Source organism: Arthrobacter cryoconiti, assembly GCF_020905375.1.
GTDB classification, from domain to species: Bacteria; Actinomycetota; Actinomycetes; order Actinomycetales; family Micrococcaceae; genus Specibacter; species Specibacter cryoconiti.
On the sequence record NZ_JAJJBU010000014.1, the window covers coordinates 36,923 to 60,279 of the forward strand.

A 23,357-nucleotide genomic window follows, 5' to 3' on the forward strand; every position below is an offset into this window, starting at 1 on the left:
GGGCAGGCCAGATCTTGGAGTTCCTTGTGACCATTGAATCCACACCGTCAGTTTTCGCCGACAGGCACATTGGTGCCCGCCGCCAAGCCGATATTGACACCATGCTCAAGGCCGTTGGCTACGACAGCGTGGACTCCCTCGTAGACACCGCAGTGCCGGCGAGTATCCGCCAGTCCTCGCCATTACAGCTACAAGCTGCACTGGGCGAAGTGGAAGTCCTGGACGCACTGCGCGTACTGTCCAAAAAGAACATCCCGGCCGTGCAGCTGATTGGTCAGGGTTACTACAGCGCGGTGACTCCAGCTGTGATTCGCCGCAATGTCCTGGAAGCGCCAGCCTGGTACACCGCTTACACCCCGTACCAGCCTGAAATCTCCCAAGGTCGTCTGGAAGCGCTGCTGAACTTCCAGACGATGGTCAGCGACTTAACAGCACTGCCCATCGCTAACGCTTCCCTCCTCGATGAAGCCACTGCCGTTGCCGAAGCCGTGCTGCTTATGCGCCGCGCTAACAAATCCAAGACGGCCGTCAACGCCAAGACAGTCCTAGACTCTGACCTCTTGCCGCAAACCATCGCTGTAGTGATGGGCCGCGCCGAGGCACTTGGTTTTGAAGTGGAGATCGCGGACCTTTCTCTTGGCCTGCCAGAAGGCGACATCAACGGCATCGTGCTCCAGCAGCCCGGTGTTTCCGGACGCGTTTTCAACCATGCCCAGGTCATTGCCGCGGCCAAGGAAAAGGGTGCGCTCGTCACTGTCGCCGCAGACCTGCTAGCGCTGACGTTGATCACCCCTCCCGGTGAACAGGGCGCAGACATCGCGGTGGGTTCCGCCCAGCGCTTTGGCGTTCCGCTCTTTTTCGGTGGTCCGCATGCCGCGTACATGGCGGTCCGTCCAGGGTTGGAGCGTTCCTTGCCTGGGCGCATTGTGGGAGTCTCGGTGGATAACACTGGCCTGCCTGCGTACCGCCTCGCTCTACAGACTAGGGAGCAGCACATCCGCCGTGAAAAGGCGACCTCCAACATTTGCACGGCTCAGGCTCTGTTAGCCATCGTCGCATCCATGTACGCAGTTTTCCACGGGCCGGCCGGACTCAAAGCGATTGCCGAGACCGTCCACCATCACGCCCGCACCCTAGCTGGCGCACTGGCGGCCTCGGGGGTGGAGGTCCTTCATGCTTCCTTCTTTGACACCGTGACCGTTCGCGTCCCGGGCCGCGCGAAGGCGTTGATTGGTGTTGCCGAATCTCGTGGCATCAACCTTCGCGTGATCGACGCTGACCATGTGGGAATCTCCTTGGATGAGACCACAACGGCGGACATTGTGGCACGCGTTGCCGACGTGTTTGGCGCCGCACCGGCAGGTGACGGTGACGACCACGCCGGAGCTAGCTTCGCTCTGGCTACGGATACTGTGCGCACCTCAGATTTCTTGACGCACCCTGTCTTCAACAGCCACCGTTCTGAAACCCAAATACTGCGGTACATCCGCAAGCTCAGTGACCGCGATCTTGCTCTGGACCGGACCATGATTCCACTGGGCTCGTGCACCATGAAATTGAACGCAACCGCGGAAATGGAAGCCATTTCCTGGCCCGAATTCGCCTCCATCCACCCATTCGCCCCGGACTCCCAGACAGAGGGCTGGCGTCTGTTGATAGCAGATCTGGAAGCAGACCTGTGCGAGATCACCGGTTATGACCAGGTCTCCACCCAACCCAATGCCGGCTCACAGGGTGAGTTGGCGGGCCTGCTGGCTATCCGTGGCTACCACCTCTCCCGCGGTGATGCCCAGCGCACTGTGTGTCTGATTCCCGGATCTGCACACGGCACCAACGCAGCCTCCGCCGTGCTGGCAGGGATGAAGGTTGTGGTGGTGGGTACCGCCGCCGACGGATCTATTGACCGAGCCGATCTGGACGCGAAGATTGAAACTCATAAGAGTCAACTCTCCGCGATCATGATCACCTACCCCTCTACGCACGGTGTTTTTGATGCCGACGTCACCGAAGTCTGCGATGCTGTCCATGCCGCTGGCGGGCAAGTCTATGTTGACGGCGCCAACCTCAACGCTCTGGTGGGACTGGCCCAGCCAGGAAAGTTCGGCGGGGATGTTAGCCACCTGAACTTGCACAAGACCTTCTGCATCCCGCACGGTGGCGGCGGCCCCGGCGTTGGCCCGGTAGCAGCCAAATCGCACCTGGCACCGTTCATGCCCGGTGACGCCAACGCAACGGTAGGGAACGGCGCGGGCGAACCTGCGGCGTCGACCGGCGTTCCGATCTCCGGATCGCGCTTTGGCTCCGCAGGGGTACTTCCCATCTCCTGGGCCTACGTTAAGCTCATGGGCGGTAAAGGCCTGACGGAGGCAACAAAATCAGCTCTGCTGGCTGCCAACTACATTGCCTCCCGTTTGAACGACTACTTCCCGGTCCTGTACACCGGTGCCGGGGACTTGGTAGCACACGAGTGCATCCTTGATCTGCGCGAGCTGACGTCGCGCACTGGCGTCAGCGCCGAGGACGTAGCCAAACGCTTGATCGACTATGGTTTCCACGCACCAACTCTGTCCTTCCCTGTGGTGGGCACGCTTATGGTGGAGCCCACAGAATCCGAAGATCTGGGGGAAATTGACCGTTTCATCACCGCCATGATTTCCATCCGCCATGAGATTGATCAAATCGCAGCAGGGGAGTTCACCTTGGCTGATAGCCCGCTGCACAACGCACCCCATACGGCTGCTGCGGTAATCAACTCAGCTTGGGACCGCGGCTACACTCGCGAACAAGCTGCCTTCCCCCTGGATGCGCTTCGTCAAGACAAGTACTTCCCGCCCGTAGGACGTATTGACGGAGCAACCGGCGACCGAAATCTAGTGTGCTCTTGCCCGCCCCTCGAAGCGTTCGAGGACCCTACAGAGTCATTCGAAAACTAAGGACCATTCATGAGCGAAAAATACACGGCACTCTACGAAGCACACCAGCGCGCCGGCGCGTCCTTTACCGACTTTGGTGGCTGGTCAATGCCGCTGAAGTATTCCTCTGAGCTGGCCGAGCATCACGGCGTACGCAACGCCGCAGGCCTTTTTGACCTCTCACACATGGGTGAGATTTGGGTCAGCGGGCCAGACGCCGGAGCCTTCTTGGACTATGCGTTGGTGGGCAAACTCTCTGCCGTCGCCGTGGGCAAGGCCAAGTATTCGCTTATCTGCCAGGCCGACGGCGGCATTGTGGACGATCTTATCTCTTACCGCCGCACTGACGAGAAATACTTGGTGGTCCCCAACGCTGGCAACGCGGAAACGGTCGCCGCCCTGCTGGCCGAACGCGCAGCGGGCTTCGACGTGGTGGTTGAGGATGTTTCCCAAGCGACCTCACTCATTGCCGTGCAGGGGCCGGTTTCCGAGGAGATTCTGCTGACATTGGTGCCAGAAGCGCAGCACTTAGCCGTCACGGAGCTAAAGTACTACGCCTCCGTCGAAGTCACCATCAACGGACAGGAACTGCTTCTGGCTAGGACCGGTTACACAGGTGAAGACGGTTTTGAGATCTACGTCCCCAACGCAGAAGCCGAGGCGCTGTGGGACAAGCTGCTTGAGAACGGGACGGCTCTGGGTTTGATACCAGCTGGCCTGGCAGCTCGGGACTCCCTGCGGCTCGAAGCAGGCATGCCGTTGTACGGCAACGAGCTCACTCTGACCGGTCACGCCTACTCGGCCGGTTTAGGCCCTGTAGTGTCCCTGGCCAAGGAAAGTGACTTTGTCGGTAAGACGGCGCTTGCCGCCATCAAGGAATCGGGACAGGGCACCACAACTGGCAGGAAGCTGGTTGGGTTGAAGGGACAGGGCCGTCGCTCGGCTCGCGGCCACTACCAAATTTTGAAAGACGGAATTGTGGTAGGCGAGGTAACTTCCGGCCAGCCGAGCCCCACTCTGGGGTACCCTGTGGCGCTGGCCTACGTGGACGTGGAACTCGCTACCCCCGGAACGTTGTTGGATGTCGATCTTCGCGGGAAAGCTGAACCTTTCGAGGTTGTTACCCTGCCGTTTTACAAGCGTCAAAAATAGCCCGCTTTTTCACGACACTTAGATAAGGACCCGCATGAGCAAGGTAGCTGCCGAACTGAAGTACTCCGCCGAGCATGAGTGGCTCGCAAGCCATGAAGCCGGCCCCGCAACGATCGGCGTTTCTGCCGTAGCCGCTGACGCCTTGGGCGACATCGTCTACGTCGATCTTCCAGAGGTCGGCTCCACGGTTACGGCCGGACAGACCTGTGGCGAGATCGAATCCACTAAATCTGTCTCGGACCTGTACGCCCCTGTCACCGGGGAAGTCACTGAAGTAAATGCGGATGCCATCGCCGATCCGGCCCTCATCAACTCGGACCCTTACGGGGCTGGCTGGCTGTTCAAAGTGGTTGTGGAGTCATACGGTCCACTGCTCAGTGCCACGGAGTACGCAGAAATTAACGGTGGAGTCCTGTGAAATTTCAGCAAGTTATTTCGCCAAGCCTTGACGCACCCATAGCGGTTGCGGATCCAGAAGTTGCCGTGGTGATCGATGCCGAACTGGCTCGTCAGCGCTCCGGCTTAGAAATGATCGCCTCGGAGAACCACACGGCGTTCTCCGTTATGCAGGCCCAGGGTTCGGTGCTGACCAACAAGTATGCCGAAGGCTACCCTGGCCGGCGTTACTACGGCGGTTGCGAGCACGTTGACGTCATAGAGCAGCTGGCTATTGATCGCGTCAAAGCCCTATTTGGCGCCGAATATGCGAACGTCCAGCCGCACTCTGGTGCACAGGCCAATGCGTCAGTGATGCACGCGCTGATCAAGCCAGGGGACACCATCATGGGGTTGAACCTTGCGCACGGCGGTCACCTCACACACGGGATGAAGATCAACTTCTCCGGACGGCTTTACAACGTTGTCCCATATCAGGTCCGCGAGGACACGCACCAAGTGGATATGGCGGAAGTTGAGAGGCTGGCACTTGAGCACAAGCCAGCCTTGATCGTCGCGGGTTGGTCAGCCTACGCGAGGCAGCTCGACTTTGCCCAGTTCCGTCGTATTGCCGACCTTGTGGGCGCGTACCTCATGGTGGATATGGCGCACTTCGCCGGGCTAGTTGCCGCCGGATTACACCCTTCACCCGTTCCGCATGCCCACGTCACGACCTCCACGACGCATAAGACACTGGCCGGTCCCCGTGGTGGGATTATCCTTTGCAATGATGCGGCAATCGCGAAGAAGATCAATTCTGCTGTCTTCCCCGGCCAGCAGGGCGGGCCGCTAGAACACGTCATTGCCAGCAAAGCCGTGGCGTTCAAGATTGCAGCGTCCCCTGAATTTGCAGAACGCCAGGAACGAGTGCTCCTTGGCGCGCGTCTGCTGGCCGAACGCCTGATCCAGCCTGATGTCGCGGCCAAGGGGATCTCCGTGATTTCCGGCGGCACCGACGTGCACTTGGTATTGGTGGATTTGCGCAATTGTGTGCTCAACGGCCAGCAGGCCGAGGACCGTCTCGCCACGATCGACATCACTGTCAACCGCAACGCTGTCCCCTTTGACCCCCGCCCACCGATGGTCACTTCCGGGCTGCGTATTGGTACGCCGGCCTTGGCCACGCGTGGTTTTGGTGAAGCGGCATTTGTCGAGGTGGCTGACATCATTGCGGAGGCTTTGATGGCGGACGACGACGCTGACCTTTCGGGACTGCACCAGCGGGTACACGAGCTCGCTGGCGCCCACCCGTTGTACGCGTCAGTAGCGGCACTTTCCTAGCGTCACGTTCCAACCAGTACCGCCGGTCAACTAGTCCGCCCGCCAGTTTTCACTGCCGGAATCATGCACGCCCAAAGTTCTCTGAAGTAAAGGAACACACATGTCCGTTGGAGTTTTTGATCTATTCACAGTGGGGATTGGCCCGTCCAGTTCACACACCGTAGGTCCCATGCGAGCAGCGGCCGCTTTTGCTAATGAACTCCAGGGAGCATCGGTCTTGGGGAAGATCGCCTCCATTACGGTGGATTTGTATGGTTCATTGGCTGCAACAGGGCGTGGGCACGGGACTATGACGGCGGTTCTGCTCGGCTTGGAGGGCCGGGAACCTGAGCTGATCTTGCCCGCAGAGGTTGAGGAACGGCTGGCAGCTTTTGCGGCCGGCAACCCCTTGCTAGTCGCAGGTAGCGTGCCTCTGGCCTATGGTCCGGAGGACATTACCTTGCATCCGCTAACCATTTTGCCCCGGCATACCAACGGGATGAAGTTTGCTGTCCTGGATGCCGGCGGCGTGGTGTTGCGTGAGGCGACGTACTTTTCCGTGGGCGGGGGTTTCATTATTCGCGAAGACGAAGAAGCCATGGCAATGGAGGAGCTGGAATCCTCCAAGAATAAGCTGCCCTATCCTTTCCGCACGGCCGTAGAGCTACTACGCCACTGCACAACCGCTGGCGGGAACTTCAGCGACGTCATGCTCGCCAATGAACTTACCGAGCGCACTGTCGAGGAAGTACGTGCAGGTTTGCTGCACATCCGCGACGTCATGGAAGAGTGCAAAAATTCCGCTCTGACACGGGATGGTCTGCTGCCCGGCGGATTAAAGGTCCGGCGGAGGGCGCCAGGCTGGCACGCCCGGCTCCGGGCTGAAGATCCTGATCGTGATCCCAAATTCTGGCAGGAATGGGTGAACTTGGTGGCGTTGGCTGTCAATGAGGAAAACGCATCGGGAGGGCGCGTTGTTACCGCCCCCACGAATGGCGCTGCAGGAATCATTCCGGCTGTCATGTTTTACGCAACCCATTACGCGCCAGGTATGCAAGATGCCACGCCCGAGCAGGTAGATGATGTAGTGGTGAAGTTCCTGCTGGCCTCCGCCGCCGTCGGAGTCCTTTACAAAGAACAGGCCTCGATTTCTGGTGCTGAAGTTGGCTGCCAGGGAGAAGTTGGTTCTGCTTCGTCGATGGCTGCTGCTGGTTTGGCAGAAATAATGGGCGGGACTCCGGAGCAGGTGGAAAACGCCGCAGAGATCGCGATGGAACACAATCTTGGCCTCACGTGCGATCCCATCGGCGGGCTAGTGCAGATCCCGTGCATCGAACGCAACGCCATTGCCGCAGCGAAAGCTATCAACGCCGCCAAAATGGCGCTGTGGGGCGACGGTGAACACCGGGTCTCCCTCGACGAGGTCATCATCACCATGCGCGAGACCGGCCGGGATATGAGTTCAAAGTATAAGGAAACAGCCATGGGCGGGCTAGCAGTCAACGTCGTCGAATGTTAGGAACCCCCTAACCCCGACGCTCGGTTACTTTCGGGGCGGTTTTCCCAAACGCTCCCTCACTAAAGTGAGGGAGCGTTTGGGCTTAAAGCCCCGAAAGTAACCGAGCGTCTTAGGGCTGCACGGTACCTGCCGCTAAAGTGGTGTCTGGTGTTTTCCCACACCTCCACCTGCCATTGAAGGACCACACCCATGAGCTTGATCCGGCTGAACGACGTCAGCGTGAACTTTGATAAAGTCCAAGTGCTGCGTGAGGCCTTCTTCAAGTTGGAGGCCGGGGACCGGGTAGGGCTGATCGGACGCAATGGCTCTGGTAAGTCCACACTGCTCAAACTGGTCTTGGACCAGGTGGCACCCGACTCCGGCACAGTGGCCGTGGAACTGGGCACCAAGCTTGGCTACTTCTCTCAATTCTCCGAACTTAATGGCGCGGCCACCATCGTGGAAGTGCTCCAAGACGTCTTCGCCCACGTAATGGATATTGAAACGGAGCTGGCTGAGATTGACGCGGCGCTTGCTGTGGAGACACCGGAAGCTGAGCTGGACCGGCTGATACACCGGCAATCAGAACTATTTTCCGACATGGACAGGCTGGACGGCTGGGACTATCCGCGCAGCATCGAAAAGGTGCTGACTACCCTGGGTTTCAGCGACGCGCATCGCAGTTGCCCCATCGACGATTTGTCAGGCGGCTGGCGTAACCGCGCTGCTCTGGCCAAAATTCTGCTCGAGGCCCCGGACGTATTGCTGCTTGATGAGCCCACCAACTATTTAGACGTGGCCGGGGTGGAATGGCTGGAAGGCTGGTTTAAGAACTTCCAAGGTGCGGCGATCATCGTTTCCCACGATCGTAAATTCTTGGACTCCGTGGTCACTCGCATCATTGAGGTGGAGAACTATCACCTACACGAATACCCAGGTAACTTTGCCAACTATGTGATTGCCAAGCAGTTTCGGCTGAAATCCCTAGAAAGCCAGTTTGCCCACGAATCGGAATTGTTGGCGTTTGAAGCGGAGGGCATCTCAGATCGTCGAGAAGCTGCCAAGGCCGGGTCAAAGGGGCTTGACTCAAAGCTGTCCAAGATCAAAAAGGCTCGCGCACCGCGGCCGGTAGACCAGATCATCACAGAAATTTATCGGGGCCTGCATGTGAAGGATGTGCTGTGCCGTGTTGAGTCGCTGACCAAGGCCTACGGAGACCGGACATTGTTTAGCAACGTCAGCTTTGAAATCCGCAGGGGCAACAAAATGGTAGTGCTGGGGGCCAATGGCTCTGGTAAGTCGACGCTGCTACGCGCCCTGACGGGGGAGGAGCCAGCGGACTCCGGATACGTGACGTGGGCCAAAGGAGGCGGCCTCATTTCCTACAACCAGGTCCTCGCCGAACTGGACCCCGAGGATACCCTCACGCACGCCGTTAACGCGATGCCGGACAGCTTGGCTTTGACTGCGACGAAAAAATCAGTCAACCGGTTCCTGGCCATGTTCCAGTTCTCCGAAGCTGATCTAAAACAGCGGATCGGTAACCTCTCCGGTGGTCAGCGCGCACGAGTGGCCATGGCGCAGTGCCTGCTTTCCGGAGCGTCAGTATTGGTACTCGATGAGCCCACCAACCACTTGGATATGGCCAGTACCCAGGTCATGGAGCGCGCATTGCTGCATTTCCCCGGCGCGGTTCTCGTTGTTAGCCACGACCGCTTCTTTACGGATAAGATCGCCAACCGCCGACTTGTTTTTAATCCTGAGGTGCAAGGAGAGATCAGCATTCGTTAAGGCATGGCGAGGCGCGTGGCCCCTAGAAAGAATGGTTGACTAGGCTAAAGAAATACCACCGTTAGGGAGCTCATGATTCGCCGTTTCACGTCGTTGTTGCTAGGTCTGGCTTTGGTAGGTGGGGGGATGAGCGCCTGCGCACCCGCCAAAGATGATGGAACCACAACGGCGAAGGCTCTGGCGCAAGCTTTGACCAAGCACACTGTAGGTGAGTTGCCCTTCGACCAGCCAGGAGCAACCATCCAAAAGGAGCTTGATGCGCTGGCTAAGGGAGTTGACCCGGTCTGGCCAGCAGTGAGTGTCGAAAACGTCGTAGTGAATAAGGACGGCAGCGCCAAGGTGGCCTTGGACTACTCGTGGAAGCTGCCCAAAACTACCACCGCGTGGGCGTACAAAACTGAGGCGAGTATGCAGCGCGACGGCGATGGCTGGAAAATCGCCTGGGCGCCGGCGATGATAGAGCCCAGTCTGAAAGCCGGTGAACGACTGAAAATCGACAGCCTTTACACGCAGCGTGCCGGAATCCTGGATGCCAGCGGGGACGCGATTGTGAAAGACCGGCCCGTGCGGATCGTGGGTATCAACAAAAATGGACTCAGTGAAGCCGACGCCGAGGCAGGCGCCAGTGCGCTGGCCGCAGTTCTCGAAATTGATCCGACAAATTTCATTGCCAAGGTCAAAGCATATGGACCTGTGGCATTTGTTGACGCAATTACCTTACGCGATGATGCCTTCGCCGCCCTTGACCAAGTGCGGCTTAAGAGTATCCCAGGGTTCCTCGCCACGGTCGGAACAATGCCTTTAGCTCCGTCTCGCACCTTCGCCCAAGCCATCCTCGGCACCGTTCGGGACGCTACGGCAGAAGATATTGAGAAGTCCAAAGGTGAGGTGGTGGCTGGACAGGTAGTAGGAGCCAGCGGCTTGCAGGCTGCCTTTGATAGCCAGCTCGCTGGCACTCCGGGGATCACGGTCCTTGCAGTACCCGGCGAAACATCTAGCGAGCAATCCACGGAAAAACCGTCCACGGCTGCTCCCGCCACGGCTTCTCCCACCCCGGCTGCTGCCACGGACCAGCCGCCGCGGCAGCTGTTTTCGGTACCGCCCGTGGAGGGCAAGGATGTGAAGACGACGCTGGTGACAGCGATCCAAAATGACGCCGAGGGTGCGCTTGCACACTTGAGCACACCAAGTTCGGTCGTAGTCATGCGGGCTTCGACTGGGGCCATCTTGGCGTCGGCAAATGGTCCTGCCAGTAACGGCTACAACACGGCATTTCTTGGCCAGTACGCCCCCGGATCGACCTTCAAAATAGCTACAGCATTGGGACTGTTGCGTCAGGGGCTGACTCCTGACTCAAAGCTTAGTTGTACCCCGAAGTTCACCGCTGACGGGAAGAATTTCCTCAACGCCCCAGGATATGCCGCCAGTGCTCTCGGTGAAATTTCCATGACGGTGGCCATAGCCCATTCCTGCAATACGGCGTTTGTATCCCAATTCGACAAGCTTCCCCAGGACAAGCTCGCTGATGCAGCGGCAGCCCTCGGCATCGGAATGAGCAATGATTTGGGCTTGGATGCGTTCATGGGTTCTGTGCCTCGCGATTCCGCCGGCACCGAACACGCGGCCTCCATGATCGGTCAAGGCAAGGTCCAAGCCTCACCTCTGGCGCTAGCGGCGCTGATGTCCACTGTTGTCAAGGGTTCGGTATCCGCTCCCGTGTTGATAGATGCTCACGATGGTAAAGCGAAGCCTGCTAGCAGCCCTGCCTTGACTGCGCCTGAAGCGCTGGCCCTGCAGTCTATGATGCGTGCTTCGGTAACTGACGGCTACTTGGATCTGTTAGCTGATTTGCCCGGTGCCCCTGCCATAGGCAAGACCGGAACGGCAGAATTTGGCACCGAAAACCCTCCGCACACGCACTCCTGGGTCATTGCGGCTCAAGGAGATATTGCTGTGGCCGTCTTCGTTGAAGACGGTGATTTGGGGGCGGTGACAGCCGGGCCGATTGCCAAGGCCATGTTGGCGGCAGCCGCGGGTAAGTAGCGTAAATTTACAGTAGCTAAAAGTAGGAGGAGTGAGCATGCACAGTTCAGAGGTGGCGACGATTATGTTCACGCTCACCAAATTCCGCGAAGGCTATGCGATGGCCGACGTCGATGCTTTCCTTGAGCGATCTCGCGCCGCCTTAGCGCAGTGGGAAGCGGGGAGGGCCGCGGAACTTCAAGCAGTGGCCGTGGCCGAGGTTAGGTTTTCGCCCACTAACTTCCGCAAAGGTTACGATCAAGACCAGGTGGATGACTTCCTGGATAAACTCTCCGCGACGCTGACGGACTATGAGCACGGACGTAGCCCCCGGTCCTATTAACTGGTTCAAGTTAACTGGTTCAAGGAACGAAGCCGCAGGACAGCCGAGGCAAACGGGAGACTGCTGCTAGCGTTAGGCAGCTCTACCACGACAGGGCGGTGAGTGGCAGCCTGCAGCTACCTGAAGTTCAGCTACCGGGAGAGTGCCGCCGCAACCCAGCCATCCGGCGTCGTGCCTTGGGCTAAGAATTTTAGCAAGTCATCGCTGGCAGCTGCGTCCAAGATGGCATCCGCCTGCGTGTAGATGATGGGTTCCTCCTTGGAATTGTGGGCATCGAGAAGTGCTAGCAGAGCCGTGCAGGCCTCTCGGAGTGAGGCCGTAGCGGAGGCGCCGGTAGCTGGTGCGTCGGCCAGGAGAATATCAAGGTGGTCCATGGCGGTCCATAACTGCCCGTGTTCGCGCAGCATGACGAAGATGGGGCCCATGAGCCCGGCCGCTTTCAAAGGGGGGAACAAGAACTCTTCCTCCAGATAGATGTGGCGACGCAGGCCCTCGATGGCACTTTGCAGCGGTGCAGGATCGGCAAGGTCGGCGGGTGAGTCCAGTCCTGCCAACGCTGTCAGGTATGCCTCAATGCCGCCGTCGATCTGGCGGTGCTCAGTTTCTAATGCCCCGCCTAACGTTCCCTGGTCCATGGTTTCCTACTCCGATTCAATGTCTCGTGTGCTAAAGCGCCAGATACCAAGCGCGCCCAAGACCAATGCTACGACTGTGAGCGCCAGCATCGGTGTGAGGGAGAATTTCTCAGCTGGCATACGCGGGACTGCGCCGAACGGGGTGGCGCGAATAGCGTCTTCAGAGAGTGAAAAGAGTCTGCCAAATAGTGCCAGAATGAGGAAGGCTCCGTAAATGGCCCAGGCGATGCTGACGCTGTGACGTGGGGCGAAGCCGTACAAGAACGTGAATACCCCCATCATTAGCAGCACCGCTGGCCAGTAAGCGAAACTGGCGCCCGCCGTGGTTAAACCGGATATGACGCCGCCGGAGCTCGCGCCTGTGAGCCAACCGCCCAGGAGCAGCATTGCAGCAGATCCCGCCGCAGCGACCAGCACATGCCCGCCAAACCACCGCAGTCGAGACACGGAACCAGCCAGCTCCAATTCGAGGGGTCCGCCGGCTTCCTGACTTCGGGCAGTAGTGAGGATCTGAACTGCGAAGGCAGCGGCTAAGAGGGCATTGAACAAGCCGAAAATTCCCAGAACACTATTAAGCATGTTTTGGGAATCACCCACAAATGCTTTTGCCCACGGAGTGGATGGGTCCAAGAGACCTGCCATGGCCGTAGCCACCCCGCCGAAGAACAGGCCAGCTACCACCGCACCCACGATCCACGCGGCCAAGGGCGTGCGTTGCAGGCGTAATACCAAGCCCACGTGCGTCGTCAAGAAAGCTGAGGCACGCGCCGGTCCGGGTCTCTCGGCCAGCAGACCCATCCCAAGGTCACGATGGGTTTCAACTCTCAGGGCTACAGCGCAGCTGATAACAGTGAACGCCAGTAGCGCCAGAAACGGCCACCAGTTATTGTCGCCAAAGGCCCGCATATTTTGTGCCCAACCGATCGGCGATAACCAGCTGAGACCCGAAGAACGGCTGCCATCGGCGCGGACGTCAGCGACGGCTCGAATGACGTAAAAAACTGCTAAAAAACCAACGCCCAGGGAGTTGGCTCCCCGGCTCGTGGAGCTCAGCTGGCCGCATAGCGCGCCGATTCCCACGAACACAAGTCCGACGCCTGCAACGGAGCCACCCATAACGAATGATCCCGCAGTGGGGAGCTTCTCGCCCAGCGAAAATAGTGCAATAAGCAGGCCCGTGACCACGCTCAGGGAACCCACCACCGCGTAGTTGGCCAGGCTGTACGCATAGCGGCCTAGGGCCTGGGCGCGCAGCAGTTCAGTGCGTCCGGCCTCTTCGTCAGCGCGCCCGTTGCGTGTCAGCAGAAAAATGGAAGCAAAAGCCAATGAAATCGCCAGCGTCATCCAAATCTTGATGACCAATATCCCGCCCAGACTTCCAGACGAATATGGCAGGCCGGTCATGGCGGCGACAGCTGGGGTATTGGCTACTTGGGAGTAGGAATCCCTGGCCGTCTGTGTGGGGAATGCAGCTTGTTGGGAGCTATAGACCACGGGAATCATCAGAGGCAAGAGGACGGCCCAAATCAGCAAACGCAGCCAGTTGCGCCGCAGAAGCAAGCGCACGCACAGTCCGAACCCGGTGAGCACGCCGTTCGTGGCCGGTATTGACGCGGTATCGCCAGCTGCTGGGCTAGCGCTCATCAGATACCCGCAGTCCGGGTCGAAACCGGACGTTGGAGAGGGTCGCTATAGTGGCGAAGGAATATCGCCTCCAAAGATGGAGGTTTGGATACCAGCGAATGCGGAGAATATGCGGAAAGTGCGGCCAGAACGGCGCCGAGCTCCGCTTCCGACACGGTGAAAGTGGCGTGTTTACCGTCCACCACGAGGTCATTGACTCCGGGTGTCCCTACGAGAACGGAAGCGTCACGATCAAGTGATACAGCAACAACAGAGCGCTGCAGATGCCGGAGTTCGTTGAGCCGGCCGGCCTCCACGGTCCGCCCATCACGGATGATAGTGATGGTGTCGCAGAGTTTCTCTACTTCGGTGAAGATGTGGCTAGAGAGCAGTACACTGCGCCCCTGGGCCTTGATTTCCTGAATGCACTCGGTGAATACCTCCTCCATCAGGGGGTCCAACCCGGACGTTGGCTCATCTAGAATCAGCAGTTCCGCGTTAGTCGCCAACGCCGAAACCAACGCCACCTTCTGGCGGTTTCCTTTGGAATAGCTGCGCGCCTTCTTGGTAGGGTCCAGCTGAAAACGTTCCAGCAACTCCTCCCTCTTGACCTTGTCGGCGCCGCCGTGCAGCCTGGCGATGATATCGATGGCCTGACCGCCGGTGAGGTTTGGCCACAGGCTGACATCGCCGGGGACATAGGCGATGCGCCGGTGAAGTGCAACGGCGTCGTGCCAGGGGTCACCGCCAAGGAGCCTGGCGTTGCCGCCGTCGGCTCGCAAAAGGCCCAACAAAATACGGATGGTGGTGGATTTGCCGGAGCCGTTAGGCCCAAGGAAGCCTGTGACTTGACCTTGGTCTACGCTGAGGTTCAGACCATCCAGAGCCAATGTCCGCGCGAACCGTTTGCGGAGACTAGAAACTTCAATTGCCGCAACGGTGGTGGACATGGTCTTTCCCTTCAATAGTGGCCGAAAAACCCTGCTGAGCCCGTTACCTCTGGGTTTGCTGCGTCCTTGTTCTGCACGCTACTCGCGCGCGTAGCCGCTGGCAATGAAATCATCCGTGCGTGGTGAGTTGCCGTGTTTTACACGTTGCTGCGCAACACACAGCTGCGGTGTCCGTTGTGAAAGAGCGTTGTACATCGAATTAGAATGGATCCATGAGTGAAAATGGCGGGGGAGCAGGAGTTTTGAGCACTGCTGAACGGCTGCTGCTCTCTGGTGCGTCCGGAGTCTGCGTTGAGCACACGGTTGAATGGGTCGACACCGATGCTGCCGGGCATCAGCATAACTCTGCGATCATGCGGTGGGTTGAATCTGCGGAGGCGGAGCTTTTTCGCCAATTGCGGCTACCAGAGTATTTCCCCACTGCGCCACGCGTTCATCAATCAATCAACTTCTTGGGGAAACTTTGGTTTGGTCAACGGGTTAGCACCACTTTGTGGGTGAAGAAGATCGGCACAACGTCAATGACGTTTTCCTTTGAGGTTCAGGGCCATTCGATGCCCAAGAATGCGGGCGGTCTGGCTGCTTCAGGAACGTTGATTACGGCGCATGTTCCTTTGGGGTCCTCTGGTTCAATGCCCTGGCCCGCAAGCTTTCTCACAACGATCAAAGCTGAACAATGACGGGGCATCCGCAACCATCGGTGCGACACCAGCAACTGATTATTACGCTCTTTGGACTTTATAGCCGTGACCCGGGTAGGGCCGTCCCCGTTTCGGTTCTTATTGAAATGCTTGGTTCGCTCGGATACGACGCTCCGGGTGTCAGATCCTCCGTTTCACGCCTGAAAGCAAAGGGTGTACTGCGAAGCGTCAAGAGCAACAACGTGGCCCAATACACACTTGAGGAAGGGCTGGCCGATGTATTCAGGGAAGGGGACGACCGCATTTTTTCCCCGGTAGGTGCAAACCTCGGCGATGGATGGATACTGGCCATCTTTTCAGTTCCCGAGTCATTGCGGAGCAGGCGGCATACGCTGCGAACCGAATTGTTGAATTTCGGCTTCGGGTTCATTTCCTCTGGAGTCTGGATTGCTCCCGTTTCTGTCTTGGACAGGGTTCGTAGCCGGCTCGTTGCCCTCAAACTTGACCAGTTTGTGGACTTTTTCAGCGGAGACTACGTGGCTGATGGGTCGATGCGTGAAAAAGTTGCCCAATGGTGGGACCTGACTCACCTGGACGAACAATTTGGAGAATTTCTAGAATTCTATGGCGACGCCGTGAACCACTGGACGGCGTTGGTGGGCTCGGACCCGGGCCTAGCGCTGGAGGAGTCAACGCCGGAGCTGCGACTCGAAGCGTTCAAGTACTACATACCCATGCTGACCCTCTGGCGTCGCTTCCCCTATAAGGATCCGAACCTTCGAAGTGAACTGCTACCGGAAGGCTGGAAGGGTGCTGCGGCCCGGGAGACCTTTTTAGCGGTCCACAAACTCATTGCACCATTGGCAGACGCCCACGCTAAGACACTGCTGACTTTGGCATAAAGCGCGCTGATTTCATTGCGTATCGGCGTATGGGGTCTATGGGGGTGCTCATGGAATCTCCCAAGTCACTCAATGACTGCAACTCCTTGAATTTCGATCAGCGCCTCCTTTTGCCAGAGACGGCTGACGCCTATTCCTGCCATGGCCGGGTACTCGGTGCCCGCCATGGAGCGCCATAGCCGACCTATCTCCCGGCCGTTGGCCATGTAGTCGTCAACGTCGGTGAGGTAGATGGTGACACTGACCAAGTCCTGTGGTTGCCCGCCGGCTTCGATAAGTGTGGTGAGGACATTCCCGAAGGCCTGTTTGAATTGTTCCACTATCCCCCCGGGAACAATGTTCATGTCCTTATCGAGGGCCGTTTGACCCCCCAAATATACGGTGCCTGCCGCGAGGATGCCGTGCGCATACCCCGACGGTTTGGCCAGGGACGATGGATTGACGGTCTTTTTCGGCAAAGCGAACCTCCACGCTTAGCGCTCCAACCCTGGTCTATTAATTTCGTGCGACCTGAGCCTTTTGTGGAACTGTGATTAGTGTTACATTGAGTCTATGTGACGACCGTAAATATGTCGACATACGCGTGATCGACATACGAACGATTGATTCACGAACGACAGTCACGAACTTAGGCTCCGAAAGGAACGGCATCAATGAAGCTGGCGACACTACGAACAGGACCAGGCGCAACTTCTGCGGGACTCGCAGTGGGAGCCGAAGGCTTCATGTTGCTTCCTGCCGCGAACGTAGGAGATCTGCTGGCCGATCCGCAGTGGAGAACCATAGTCGCGGATGCGCAGAGCCGTGACTGCGAGAAATTCACACCAATAGATCGTGCCGAGCTGGCGCCCCTACTTCCAACGGCAGCCAAAGTGATCTGCTGCGGGCTCAATTATGCAGACCATATTTTGGAAATGGGCCGGGAACTTCCGGAATATCCCACACTTTTTGTCAAATATGCGGATACGTTGACGGGCGCCATTGACCCTATCCATGTTTATGGAAGCCAACGTGTTGATTGGGAAGCTGAGCTGGCTGTTGTTGTGGGCGAGACGCTGATACGGGCAGATGAAGAAGAAGCTTCGCGCGCTATTGCCGGCTACACCGTGGCTAACGATGTTTCAATGCGTGACTGGCAGAACCGCACCTTGCAGTGGTTCCAAGGAAAAGCGTTTGACGCCACGACTCCCGTGGGCCCGGTCATGGTCACGGCCGATGAATTCCCGCAAGGCCACGGCTTCGACGTCCGCGGATTCGTCAACGGGGAGGTTGTCCAAAGCGGCAATACCTCATCGCTGGTTTTTAGTCCCGCCCGACTTCTATCGTATATTTCACAGTTCACCACGCTTCGAGCAGGAGACCTGGTGCTAACGGGGACCCCCGGCGGAGTCGGGATGGGTATGACGCCGCCACGGTACCTCAACGATGGCGATGTTCTCGCCACCGAGATCGCCGGAATAGGTCGCCTAGAAAACACCATCCGCTTTTGTGGAGCAAACAGTAAACAAGTCTAAAAGCACACTGACCTATGTTACGGATTTTCTAAAGAATTGCTTATCAACGACCATCCCCACAGAACATGAATCGGCAAGGAGAAGCCAAAATGAAAGAGACTCACACTTACCTCACCGAAGGCGACAACTCGATCTATGCCAACGCGGACGGAGTCGTACTTCCGGTTGTAACCCGAGCGGGCCAGGAAAGCGTGGACACCGCCCAGTCCGGAGATGCTGTGCGGGTATCAGGTGTGTCCATCCAGCACACGCCGGCCACCAAGATTTGGTTTGGCCAAGTGTCCAACACGCCAGGGTACCGGTCGCTGCCGCACCATCATGGCGAAGCTGAGACCGGTGGCTATGTTCTTCGCGGTCATGGCCGCATCTACTTCGGGGAAAATTTCTCACAGTTTCTTGATATGACTGCTGGCGATTGGGTTTTCGTTCCACCCTTCATGCCACACGTTGAAGCCAATATGTCCATCACGGAAGAGCTGGTGTGGCTTACAGCGAGGACGCCCGAGAACCTGGTGATCAACCTTCCCGACGTGGAAGATGCAATTCTTGCCGACTACCGCCGCGCAAACTCATGAGCGGTGAATTGATGATCGCGAGTGCGGGAACATCCGGGGCGTTCCTGAAAGCCATTGAGCTGACTCACGTTGATGCACGGCTGGGCGATCTGGCGTTCGAAGCGAACACACAATACGTCCCTTGGCCCAAGTCCTATGGGGGTGACATGGTGGCACAAGCCGCCGCGTCAATGATGCGCTCAGTAGAAGCAGATCGAACTTTGCACTCCATGCACAGCTACTTTATGCGGCCGGTGGATATCGGTGCCGTGGTGCGGTACGAAGTGGAAACCTTACGTGATGGACGGGGCTATTCCACCAGGACCGTGCGAGGGTATCAAAACGAAAAAGCTGTATTCGTGGCGATGGCGTCCTTTCACGTTCCTGAGCTTGGACCCAACTTCCAGCCAGGTATCCCAGAGGCATTCAGTCCGGCCGTTATTGATCCAGACTCCCTGCAAAGTGCTGCAGAAGTTCTTGACGAAGTAGCGGGTACCGCCGCGGACTACTGGTCCCATGGACGCAGCTTTGACATCCGGCACATCCCCGGGCCGCTCTACCTGGAATCGGACGGCGCTCGTACGCCCGTACAAGCGGTATGGATCAAGGCTTTTCAGCGGCTAGACGATGACGCCAACTTGCATCGACTAGCCCTCGCGTATGTCTGCGATTACACCATTTTGGAGCCACTGCTTCGGGTCAATGGACTTAATTGGTCCTCTGCAGGGTTGGCGACCGCCAGCCTTGACCACTCCATGTGGTTCCACCGGGAAGGCCGCGCAGATGAATGGGTGTTGTATGTCCAAGAAGCCGTATCAGGACAAAATAGCCGTGGTTTAGCCATCGGTCGAATGTTTTCCCGCAGTGGCGAGCTCTTGGCCACCGTTGCCCAAGAAGGAATGGTCCGGGGTTAGGCGCTCCGCCACTCTGCCCTAGACCAGAAAATGAAAGGAATGGCCATGACGATGATGACTTCGGCCCATGTGGATACTTTTGCCCGAGACCACCTTCCACCTAAAAAATCGTGGCCGGTACTGGAATTCACGCTACCCGAATTGCAGTATGCGCAGCGGTTGAATGCTGCAACTGTGCTCATTGACGACGGCGTTGCCAACTTTGGTGCCGAGCGCCCGGCGCTTCATACCCCCGACGGCGGAGTGTGGACGTATGGGGAATTATTGACCCGTGCCAACCAGGCGGCCCAAGTTCTGAGTGAAGACTTCGGAATCGTACCGGGTAACCGTGTGCTTTTGCGTGGCCCCAACAATCCTTGGTTGGTCGCCCTGTGGCTAGGGGTGCTCAAAGCTGGTGGTGTGGTTGTCACGACGATGCCGATGCTGCGTTCGGCCGAAGTAGCCGGATTGTTGAAGCTGACTCAGCCTTCTGTGGCCATTACAGATCACCGCTTTGCGCACGAAATGCAACAGGCGGCCCCCGATGGTTCTATTCCTGTGATTACGTATGGCAACGTGACGGACCCCGACGATTTCATTCAGCGTTGTGGCGCCAAAGATGGTGTCTTTGCCAATGTTGAGACGTCCGCAGACGACGTTGCACTTCTTGGGCCAACGTCCGGTACCACTGGCACGCCGAAGATCACTATGCACTTTCACCGCGACATTCTTGCGAATGCTGATACATTCGCCCGCCATATTCTCAAGCCGACGCCGGATGATGTCTTTGCCGGGTCGCCGCCACTAGCTTTTACTTTTGGGCTGGGTGGTTTGGTGGTTTTCCCACTACGTTTTGGGGCTGCGGCACTGTTAACAGAACGCACAACTCCCGTTGAATTGGCGGAGGCGGCCGCAAACGCCGGTGCCAGTGTCTTGTTCACGGCACCTACTGCGTATCGGGCAATTTTGAAAGCCGGCCGTGGCGAGCTTTTGAGCCGGTTACGACTTGGCGTCTCTGCTGGAGAGCACCTGCCCCAAGCAACGTGGGAGCACGTCTACCAGGAGACCGGGATCAAACTGATCGATGGGATCGGCTCTACGGAGATGCTGCACGTCTTTATTTCTGCTGCGGGGGATGACATTCATCCGGGGGCCACCGGCATTCCCGTCCCCGGATACCGCGCCGTCATCTTGGACATGGACGGTAACGAGGTGGAACGAAATACCCCAGGGAGGCTGGGGGTTATCGGTCCGACAGGTTGTCGATACCTTCAAGACCCTCGGCAAAACAACTATGTGTGTAACGGCTGGAACGTTACCGGGGACACGTTTATCCAAGATGATGAAGGCTATTTCATCTATCAAGCCAGAAGCGACAACATGATTGTTTCCTCCGGCTATAACATTGGTGCTCCCGAAGTTGAAGCGGCTATCAATGAACACAAAGACGTGGTTGAGTGCGCCGTTGTTGCCCGCCCAGATACGGAACGCGGCCAAGTGGTGTGCGCCTTCGTGGTGCTCAACGATGGAGCAGTCGGGGACGAGGCGAAGCGCAAAGAAATCCAGGACTTCGTCAAGGCCACGATCGCACCGTACAAATACCCCCGTGACGTTCGTTTTGTTGATGAGCTACCGAAGAATCCGAGCGGAAAACTGCAGCACTTCCGCCTTCAAGAGGCGATCTTGGCAGCCTCCGCCCCCGCCGAGAGAGAAGAAGGAAAAGTCCTATGAAAATCGCAATTGTTGGAGGCGGCCCCGGCGGATTGTACTTCGCTGCACTTATGAAGCAACTAGATTCCAACCACCAAGTCACGCTATGGGAGCGCAACGCTGCTAGCGACACTTTCGGATTTGGAGTCGTCTTCTCGGATGAAACCCTAGGTGGCATCGGCAACGCGGATCCTGTGGTGGCAGAGTATATGAGTCGGCGGTTTGCCCGTTGGAGCGACATCGACATCCATTTCAGGGATGAAATGCACACCGTTGGTGGCCAAGGATTTGCGGCCATGAGTCGGAAGGAATTACTGGAACTCTTGCATCGGCGCACCCTGGAACTCGGGGTCGATGTCCGGTTTAGCACTCTGGCTCCGGATGTTGCGGAACTGGAAAAAGACTATGACCTAGTGCTGGCTGCGGATGGTGTGAACTCTGGAATCCGCAGCAAATACGCTGATTCGTTTGTTCCCACCTTGGATGTACGGAACAACAAATTTATGTGGCTTGGTACTGATCAAGTCTTCGAGGCTTTCAAGTTCTACATCAAAGAGACCCGATGGGGCACCATGCAGATCCATGGCTACCCTTACTCCGATGAAGGATCCACCTTCATTGTTGAAATGTCACCCGATGTCTGGCGTCGAGCAGGCTTTGATGAAACGGTGGGGGAATCGTTTCCCCCCGGCGCTTCCGATGAGAAAGCCGTTGCAAAAATACGAGACATCTTTAGAACGGAACTGGATGGGGATGAAGTACTTACCAACAATTCCAAGTGGCTAAACTTCACCACTGTACGCAACGAGCATTGGCACCGAGGCAATGTAGTCCTCTTAGGTGACGCTGCCCATACCGCCCACTTTTCCGTTGGTTCGGGAACCAAATTGGCGATGGAGGACGCACTGGCCCTAGCCGCCTGCCTGCACGAACACCCGGACCTGGCCTCGGCCTTGGACGCCTACGAAACAGAACGGCGCCCCGTCGTCGAATCAACTCAGCGTGCTGCACAAGCATCGCTGGAATGGTTTGAGAACATCGGTCAGTATAAGGATCAGGACCCCACCTCGTTTTGCTTCAATCTGTTGACGCGCAGCCGACGAATCACTTATGAGAATCTGAAATTGCGTGATCCGGAGTTTGCGGAGCAGGTGGATGCAAATTTTGCGGCCTCTCAGGGGCTTGAACAGGTGGCTCCTGCAATGTTCCAACCATTTAAGATCGGTGAGTTGGAGCTGAAAAACAGAATTGTTGTCTCTCCGATGGATATGTACTCGGCAAAAAGCGGTGTCCCGGGGAACTTTCACCTGGTCCATTTGGGTAGTAAGGCCATGGGCGGGGCAGGGCTGGTAATGACCGAAATGGTATGCGTCAGCGCACAAGGAAGGATCACTCCGGGGTGCAGCGGACTGTACACGGACGCTCAGGGTGAAAGCTGGCGGGAGGTTGTAGAGTTTGTGCACACTCAATCCACTGCCAAGATGGGCGTCCAGATCGGCCATTCTGGCCGCAAAGGTTCCACGAAGCTCATGTGGGACGGCATAGATGAGCCGCTGGACGAGGGGAACTGGGAGGTGTGCGGACCTTCGGCGCTTCCGTACAGCGTGAATAACCAAGTTCCTCGAGAGCTCACGCGTGCGCAGATGGACGTTGTCCGCGAGGAGTTTGTCGCAGCGACTAGGCGAGGCGCTGCTGCGGGATTTGACCTTCTGGAAGTTCACGCAGCACACGGGTACTTGCTGTCATCGTTCATTTCGCCGGTGTCCAATACCCGCACGGATGAATATGGGGGGAGCTTGGAAAACCGGATGCGCTTCCCCTTGGAAGTGTTTGACGCGGTGCGCGAAGTCTGGCCAGCCGAGAAACCTCTCACTGTACGCATCTCTGCCACGGACTGGTGTGACGGTGGCAACACAGCTGAAGAGGGCGTTGAAATTGCTCGAGCATTCATCGACCACGGCGCAGCGGCGATTGATGTCTCCACGGGACAGGTCAGCAAGGAAGAAAAACCGGCGTTTGGACGCAGCTATCAAACACCATTTGCTGATCGAATCCGTCATGAGGTGGCAGCGCCGAAGGGGGTAGCCGTCATCGCCGTGGGGATCATTTCCTCCTATGACGACGTCAACTCGATTCTGCTGGCCGGGCGTGCTGATCTTTGCGCCCTGGGCCGTGCGCACCTTTACGATCCGCAATGGACGCTGCATGCTGCTGCCGAACAGGGATTTGCGTCAGATTCGGCAGCCTGGGTGCTCCCGTTCCGGGCGGGGAGTCGGAAACCGCCGGCCGCACGGACGGACGCTGTGCGTCCGCGGTTGGCTCTGCTCAAGGAAGAGGAAGCCGCGGATTTGACCGTTCATCTTCGCTGGACGCCCAGCGCCAAGTCCACCCAAGAAATGGGTGGACGCGCCGGATTGGAGAGTGTACCTGCAGCCATGTCCTGACCGTTGTACTTGAGTCGCGTGCTGGATGATTGAACAGGTTCGCCCGTTCAATCATCCAGCACCATTTTGTCTTCACGT

Annotated in this window: 18 protein-coding genes and 1 pseudogene; 15 read left to right on the forward strand and 4 right to left on the reverse strand. The window is 57.7% G+C overall.

All coding sequences use genetic code 11. The annotated features are described in order from the left end of the window. Window positions 1-14 precede the first annotated feature (14 nt). The 8 genes and pseudogenes from gcvP to LOH53_RS17005 form a co-directional block, all read left to right on the forward strand. The gene (gene gcvP, locus LOH53_RS07665) at window positions 15-2,933 is read left to right on the forward strand and encodes an aminomethyl-transferring glycine dehydrogenase (protein ID WP_268251037.1); all 2,919 of its coding nucleotides are present in this window, start codon (window positions 15-17) and stop codon (window positions 2,931-2,933) included. A 9-nt stretch (window positions 2,934-2,942) separates the two neighbouring features. Continuing rightward, entirely contained in the window at window positions 2,943-4,064 is a 1,122-nt protein-coding gene (gene gcvT, locus LOH53_RS07670; protein WP_230067148.1) for a glycine cleavage system aminomethyltransferase GcvT, read from the forward strand. 34 nt (window positions 4,065-4,098) lie between these two features. Further along, entirely contained in the window at window positions 4,099-4,482 is a 384-nt protein-coding gene (gene gcvH / locus LOH53_RS07675; RefSeq protein ID WP_230067149.1) for a glycine cleavage system protein GcvH, read from the forward strand. Then, complete coding sequence (glyA, locus tag LOH53_RS07680; RefSeq protein ID WP_230067150.1) at window positions 4,479-5,780, forward strand: serine hydroxymethyltransferase; 1,302 nt, start codon at window positions 4,479-4,481, stop codon at window positions 5,778-5,780. Before gcvH ends, glyA begins: the two co-directional genes overlap by 4 nt. Before the next feature lie 100 nt (window positions 5,781-5,880). Next, entirely contained in the window at window positions 5,881-7,278 is a 1,398-nt protein-coding gene (locus LOH53_RS07685) for an L-serine ammonia-lyase (RefSeq protein ID WP_230067151.1), read from the forward strand. A gap of 189 nt (window positions 7,279-7,467) precedes the next feature. Next, entirely contained in the window at window positions 7,468-9,048 is a 1,581-nt protein-coding gene (locus LOH53_RS07690; RefSeq protein WP_230067152.1) for an ABC-F family ATP-binding cassette domain-containing protein, read from the forward strand. 72 nt (window positions 9,049-9,120) lie between these two features. Next, window positions 9,121-11,091, forward strand: a complete 1,971-nt coding sequence (locus LOH53_RS07695; protein WP_230067153.1) for a penicillin-binding transpeptidase domain-containing protein — start codon at window positions 9,121-9,123, stop codon at window positions 11,089-11,091. Window positions 11,092-11,275: 184 nt separating this feature from the next. Beyond that, a pseudogene (locus tag LOH53_RS17005) lies at window positions 11,276-11,374 on the forward strand (DivIVA domain-containing protein); the annotation flags it as partial. A 170-nt stretch (window positions 11,375-11,544) separates the two neighbouring features. Here LOH53_RS17005 and LOH53_RS07705 read toward each other — a convergent pair. Genes LOH53_RS07705 through LOH53_RS07715 form a run of 3 tightly spaced genes read right to left on the reverse strand, consistent with a single transcriptional unit; the run spans window position 11,545 to window position 14,621 of the window. Continuing rightward, window positions 11,545-12,048, reverse strand: coding sequence for a hemerythrin domain-containing protein (locus tag LOH53_RS07705; protein WP_230067155.1), 504 nt, complete (start codon window positions 12,046-12,048; stop codon window positions 11,545-11,547). A 6-nt stretch (window positions 12,049-12,054) separates the two neighbouring features. Next, window positions 12,055-13,692, reverse strand: a complete 1,638-nt coding sequence (locus tag LOH53_RS07710) for an ABC transporter permease (RefSeq protein WP_230067156.1) — start codon at window positions 13,690-13,692, stop codon at window positions 12,055-12,057. Next, a complete protein-coding gene (locus LOH53_RS07715; RefSeq protein ID WP_230067157.1) occupies window positions 13,692-14,621 on the reverse strand; it encodes an ABC transporter ATP-binding protein in 930 nt (309 codons plus the stop codon). Before LOH53_RS07715 ends, LOH53_RS07710 begins: the two co-directional genes overlap by 1 nt. 212 nt (window positions 14,622-14,833) lie before the next feature. On the opposite strand from LOH53_RS07715, the gene LOH53_RS07720 reads away from it, so the two are divergent. After that, window positions 14,834-15,301: an acyl-CoA thioesterase gene (locus LOH53_RS07720; RefSeq protein ID WP_230067158.1), complete on the forward strand. Its 468-nt coding sequence runs from the start codon at window positions 14,834-14,836 to the stop codon at window positions 15,299-15,301. Next, window positions 15,298-16,164 (forward strand): PaaX family transcriptional regulator, encoded by an 867-nt coding sequence (locus tag LOH53_RS07725; RefSeq protein ID WP_230067159.1) that lies wholly within the window; start codon window positions 15,298-15,300, stop codon window positions 16,162-16,164. Before LOH53_RS07720 ends, LOH53_RS07725 begins: the two co-directional genes overlap by 4 nt. Before the next feature lie 65 nt (window positions 16,165-16,229). Here LOH53_RS07725 and LOH53_RS07730 read toward each other — a convergent pair whose 3' ends face one another. Beyond that, window positions 16,230-16,622: a RidA family protein gene (locus LOH53_RS07730; RefSeq protein WP_230067160.1), complete on the reverse strand. Its 393-nt coding sequence runs from the start codon at window positions 16,620-16,622 to the stop codon at window positions 16,230-16,232. 195 nt (window positions 16,623-16,817) lie between these two features. Between LOH53_RS07730 and LOH53_RS07735 the strand changes: the two genes are divergently transcribed. The 5 genes from LOH53_RS07735 (at window position 16,818) to LOH53_RS07755 (ending at window position 23,279) form a co-directional block, all read left to right on the forward strand. Further along, a complete protein-coding gene (locus tag LOH53_RS07735) occupies window positions 16,818-17,678 on the forward strand; it encodes a fumarylacetoacetate hydrolase family protein (RefSeq protein ID WP_230067161.1) in 861 nt (286 codons plus the stop codon). 89 nt (window positions 17,679-17,767) lie between these two features. After that, window positions 17,768-18,253: a cupin domain-containing protein gene (locus LOH53_RS07740; protein WP_230067162.1), complete on the forward strand. Its 486-nt coding sequence runs from the start codon at window positions 17,768-17,770 to the stop codon at window positions 18,251-18,253. Between the two features lie 11 nt (window positions 18,254-18,264). Then, on the forward strand, window positions 18,265-19,146 hold the full coding sequence (locus tag LOH53_RS07745) for an acyl-CoA thioesterase (RefSeq protein ID WP_376991557.1): 882 nt from the start codon (window positions 18,265-18,267) through the stop codon (window positions 19,144-19,146). A gap of 45 nt (window positions 19,147-19,191) precedes the next feature. Continuing rightward, a complete protein-coding gene (locus tag LOH53_RS07750) occupies window positions 19,192-20,856 on the forward strand; it encodes an AMP-binding protein (RefSeq protein WP_230067164.1) in 1,665 nt (554 codons plus the stop codon). Further along, window positions 20,853-23,279, forward strand: coding sequence for a bifunctional salicylyl-CoA 5-hydroxylase/oxidoreductase (locus tag LOH53_RS07755; RefSeq protein WP_230067165.1), 2,427 nt, complete (start codon window positions 20,853-20,855; stop codon window positions 23,277-23,279). Before LOH53_RS07750 ends, LOH53_RS07755 begins: the two co-directional genes overlap by 4 nt. The last annotated feature ends 78 nt before the right edge of the window (window positions 23,280-23,357 follow it).

Excerpts from the sequence above, each read along its gene's own strand:
- gcvH (WP_230067149.1), top strand. The coding sequence starts at position 4,099 with ATGAGCAAGGTAGCTGCCGAACTGAAGTACTCCGCCGAGCATGAGTGG.
- LOH53_RS07710 (WP_230067156.1), bottom strand. The coding sequence starts at position 13,692 with ATGAGCGCTAGCCCAGCAGCTGGCGATACCGCGTCAATACCGGCCACG.
- LOH53_RS07720 (WP_230067158.1), top strand. The coding sequence starts at position 14,834 with ATGAGTGAAAATGGCGGGGGAGCAGGAGTTTTGAGCACTGCTGAACGG.
- LOH53_RS07715 (WP_230067157.1), bottom strand. The coding sequence starts at position 14,621 with ATGTCCACCACCGTTGCGGCAATTGAAGTTTCTAGTCTCCGCAAACGG.
- LOH53_RS07705 (WP_230067155.1), bottom strand. The coding sequence starts at position 12,048 with ATGGACCAGGGAACGTTAGGCGGGGCATTAGAAACTGAGCACCGCCAG.
- LOH53_RS07725 (WP_230067159.1), top strand. The coding sequence starts at position 15,298 with ATGACGGGGCATCCGCAACCATCGGTGCGACACCAGCAACTGATTATT.
- LOH53_RS07740 (WP_230067162.1), top strand. The coding sequence starts at position 17,768 with ATGAAAGAGACTCACACTTACCTCACCGAAGGCGACAACTCGATCTAT.
- LOH53_RS07695 (WP_230067153.1), top strand. The coding sequence starts at position 9,121 with ATGATTCGCCGTTTCACGTCGTTGTTGCTAGGTCTGGCTTTGGTAGGT.
- LOH53_RS07735 (WP_230067161.1), top strand. The coding sequence starts at position 16,818 with ATGAAGCTGGCGACACTACGAACAGGACCAGGCGCAACTTCTGCGGGA.
- LOH53_RS07745 (WP_376991557.1), top strand. The coding sequence starts at position 18,265 with ATGATCGCGAGTGCGGGAACATCCGGGGCGTTCCTGAAAGCCATTGAG.
- LOH53_RS07690 (WP_230067152.1), top strand. The coding sequence starts at position 7,468 with ATGAGCTTGATCCGGCTGAACGACGTCAGCGTGAACTTTGATAAAGTC.
- LOH53_RS07685 (WP_230067151.1), top strand. The coding sequence starts at position 5,881 with ATGTCCGTTGGAGTTTTTGATCTATTCACAGTGGGGATTGGCCCGTCC.
- gcvT (WP_230067148.1), top strand. The coding sequence starts at position 2,943 with ATGAGCGAAAAATACACGGCACTCTACGAAGCACACCAGCGCGCCGGC.
- LOH53_RS07750 (WP_230067164.1), top strand. The coding sequence starts at position 19,192 with ATGACGATGATGACTTCGGCCCATGTGGATACTTTTGCCCGAGACCAC.
- LOH53_RS07755 (WP_230067165.1), top strand. The coding sequence starts at position 20,853 with ATGAAAATCGCAATTGTTGGAGGCGGCCCCGGCGGATTGTACTTCGCT.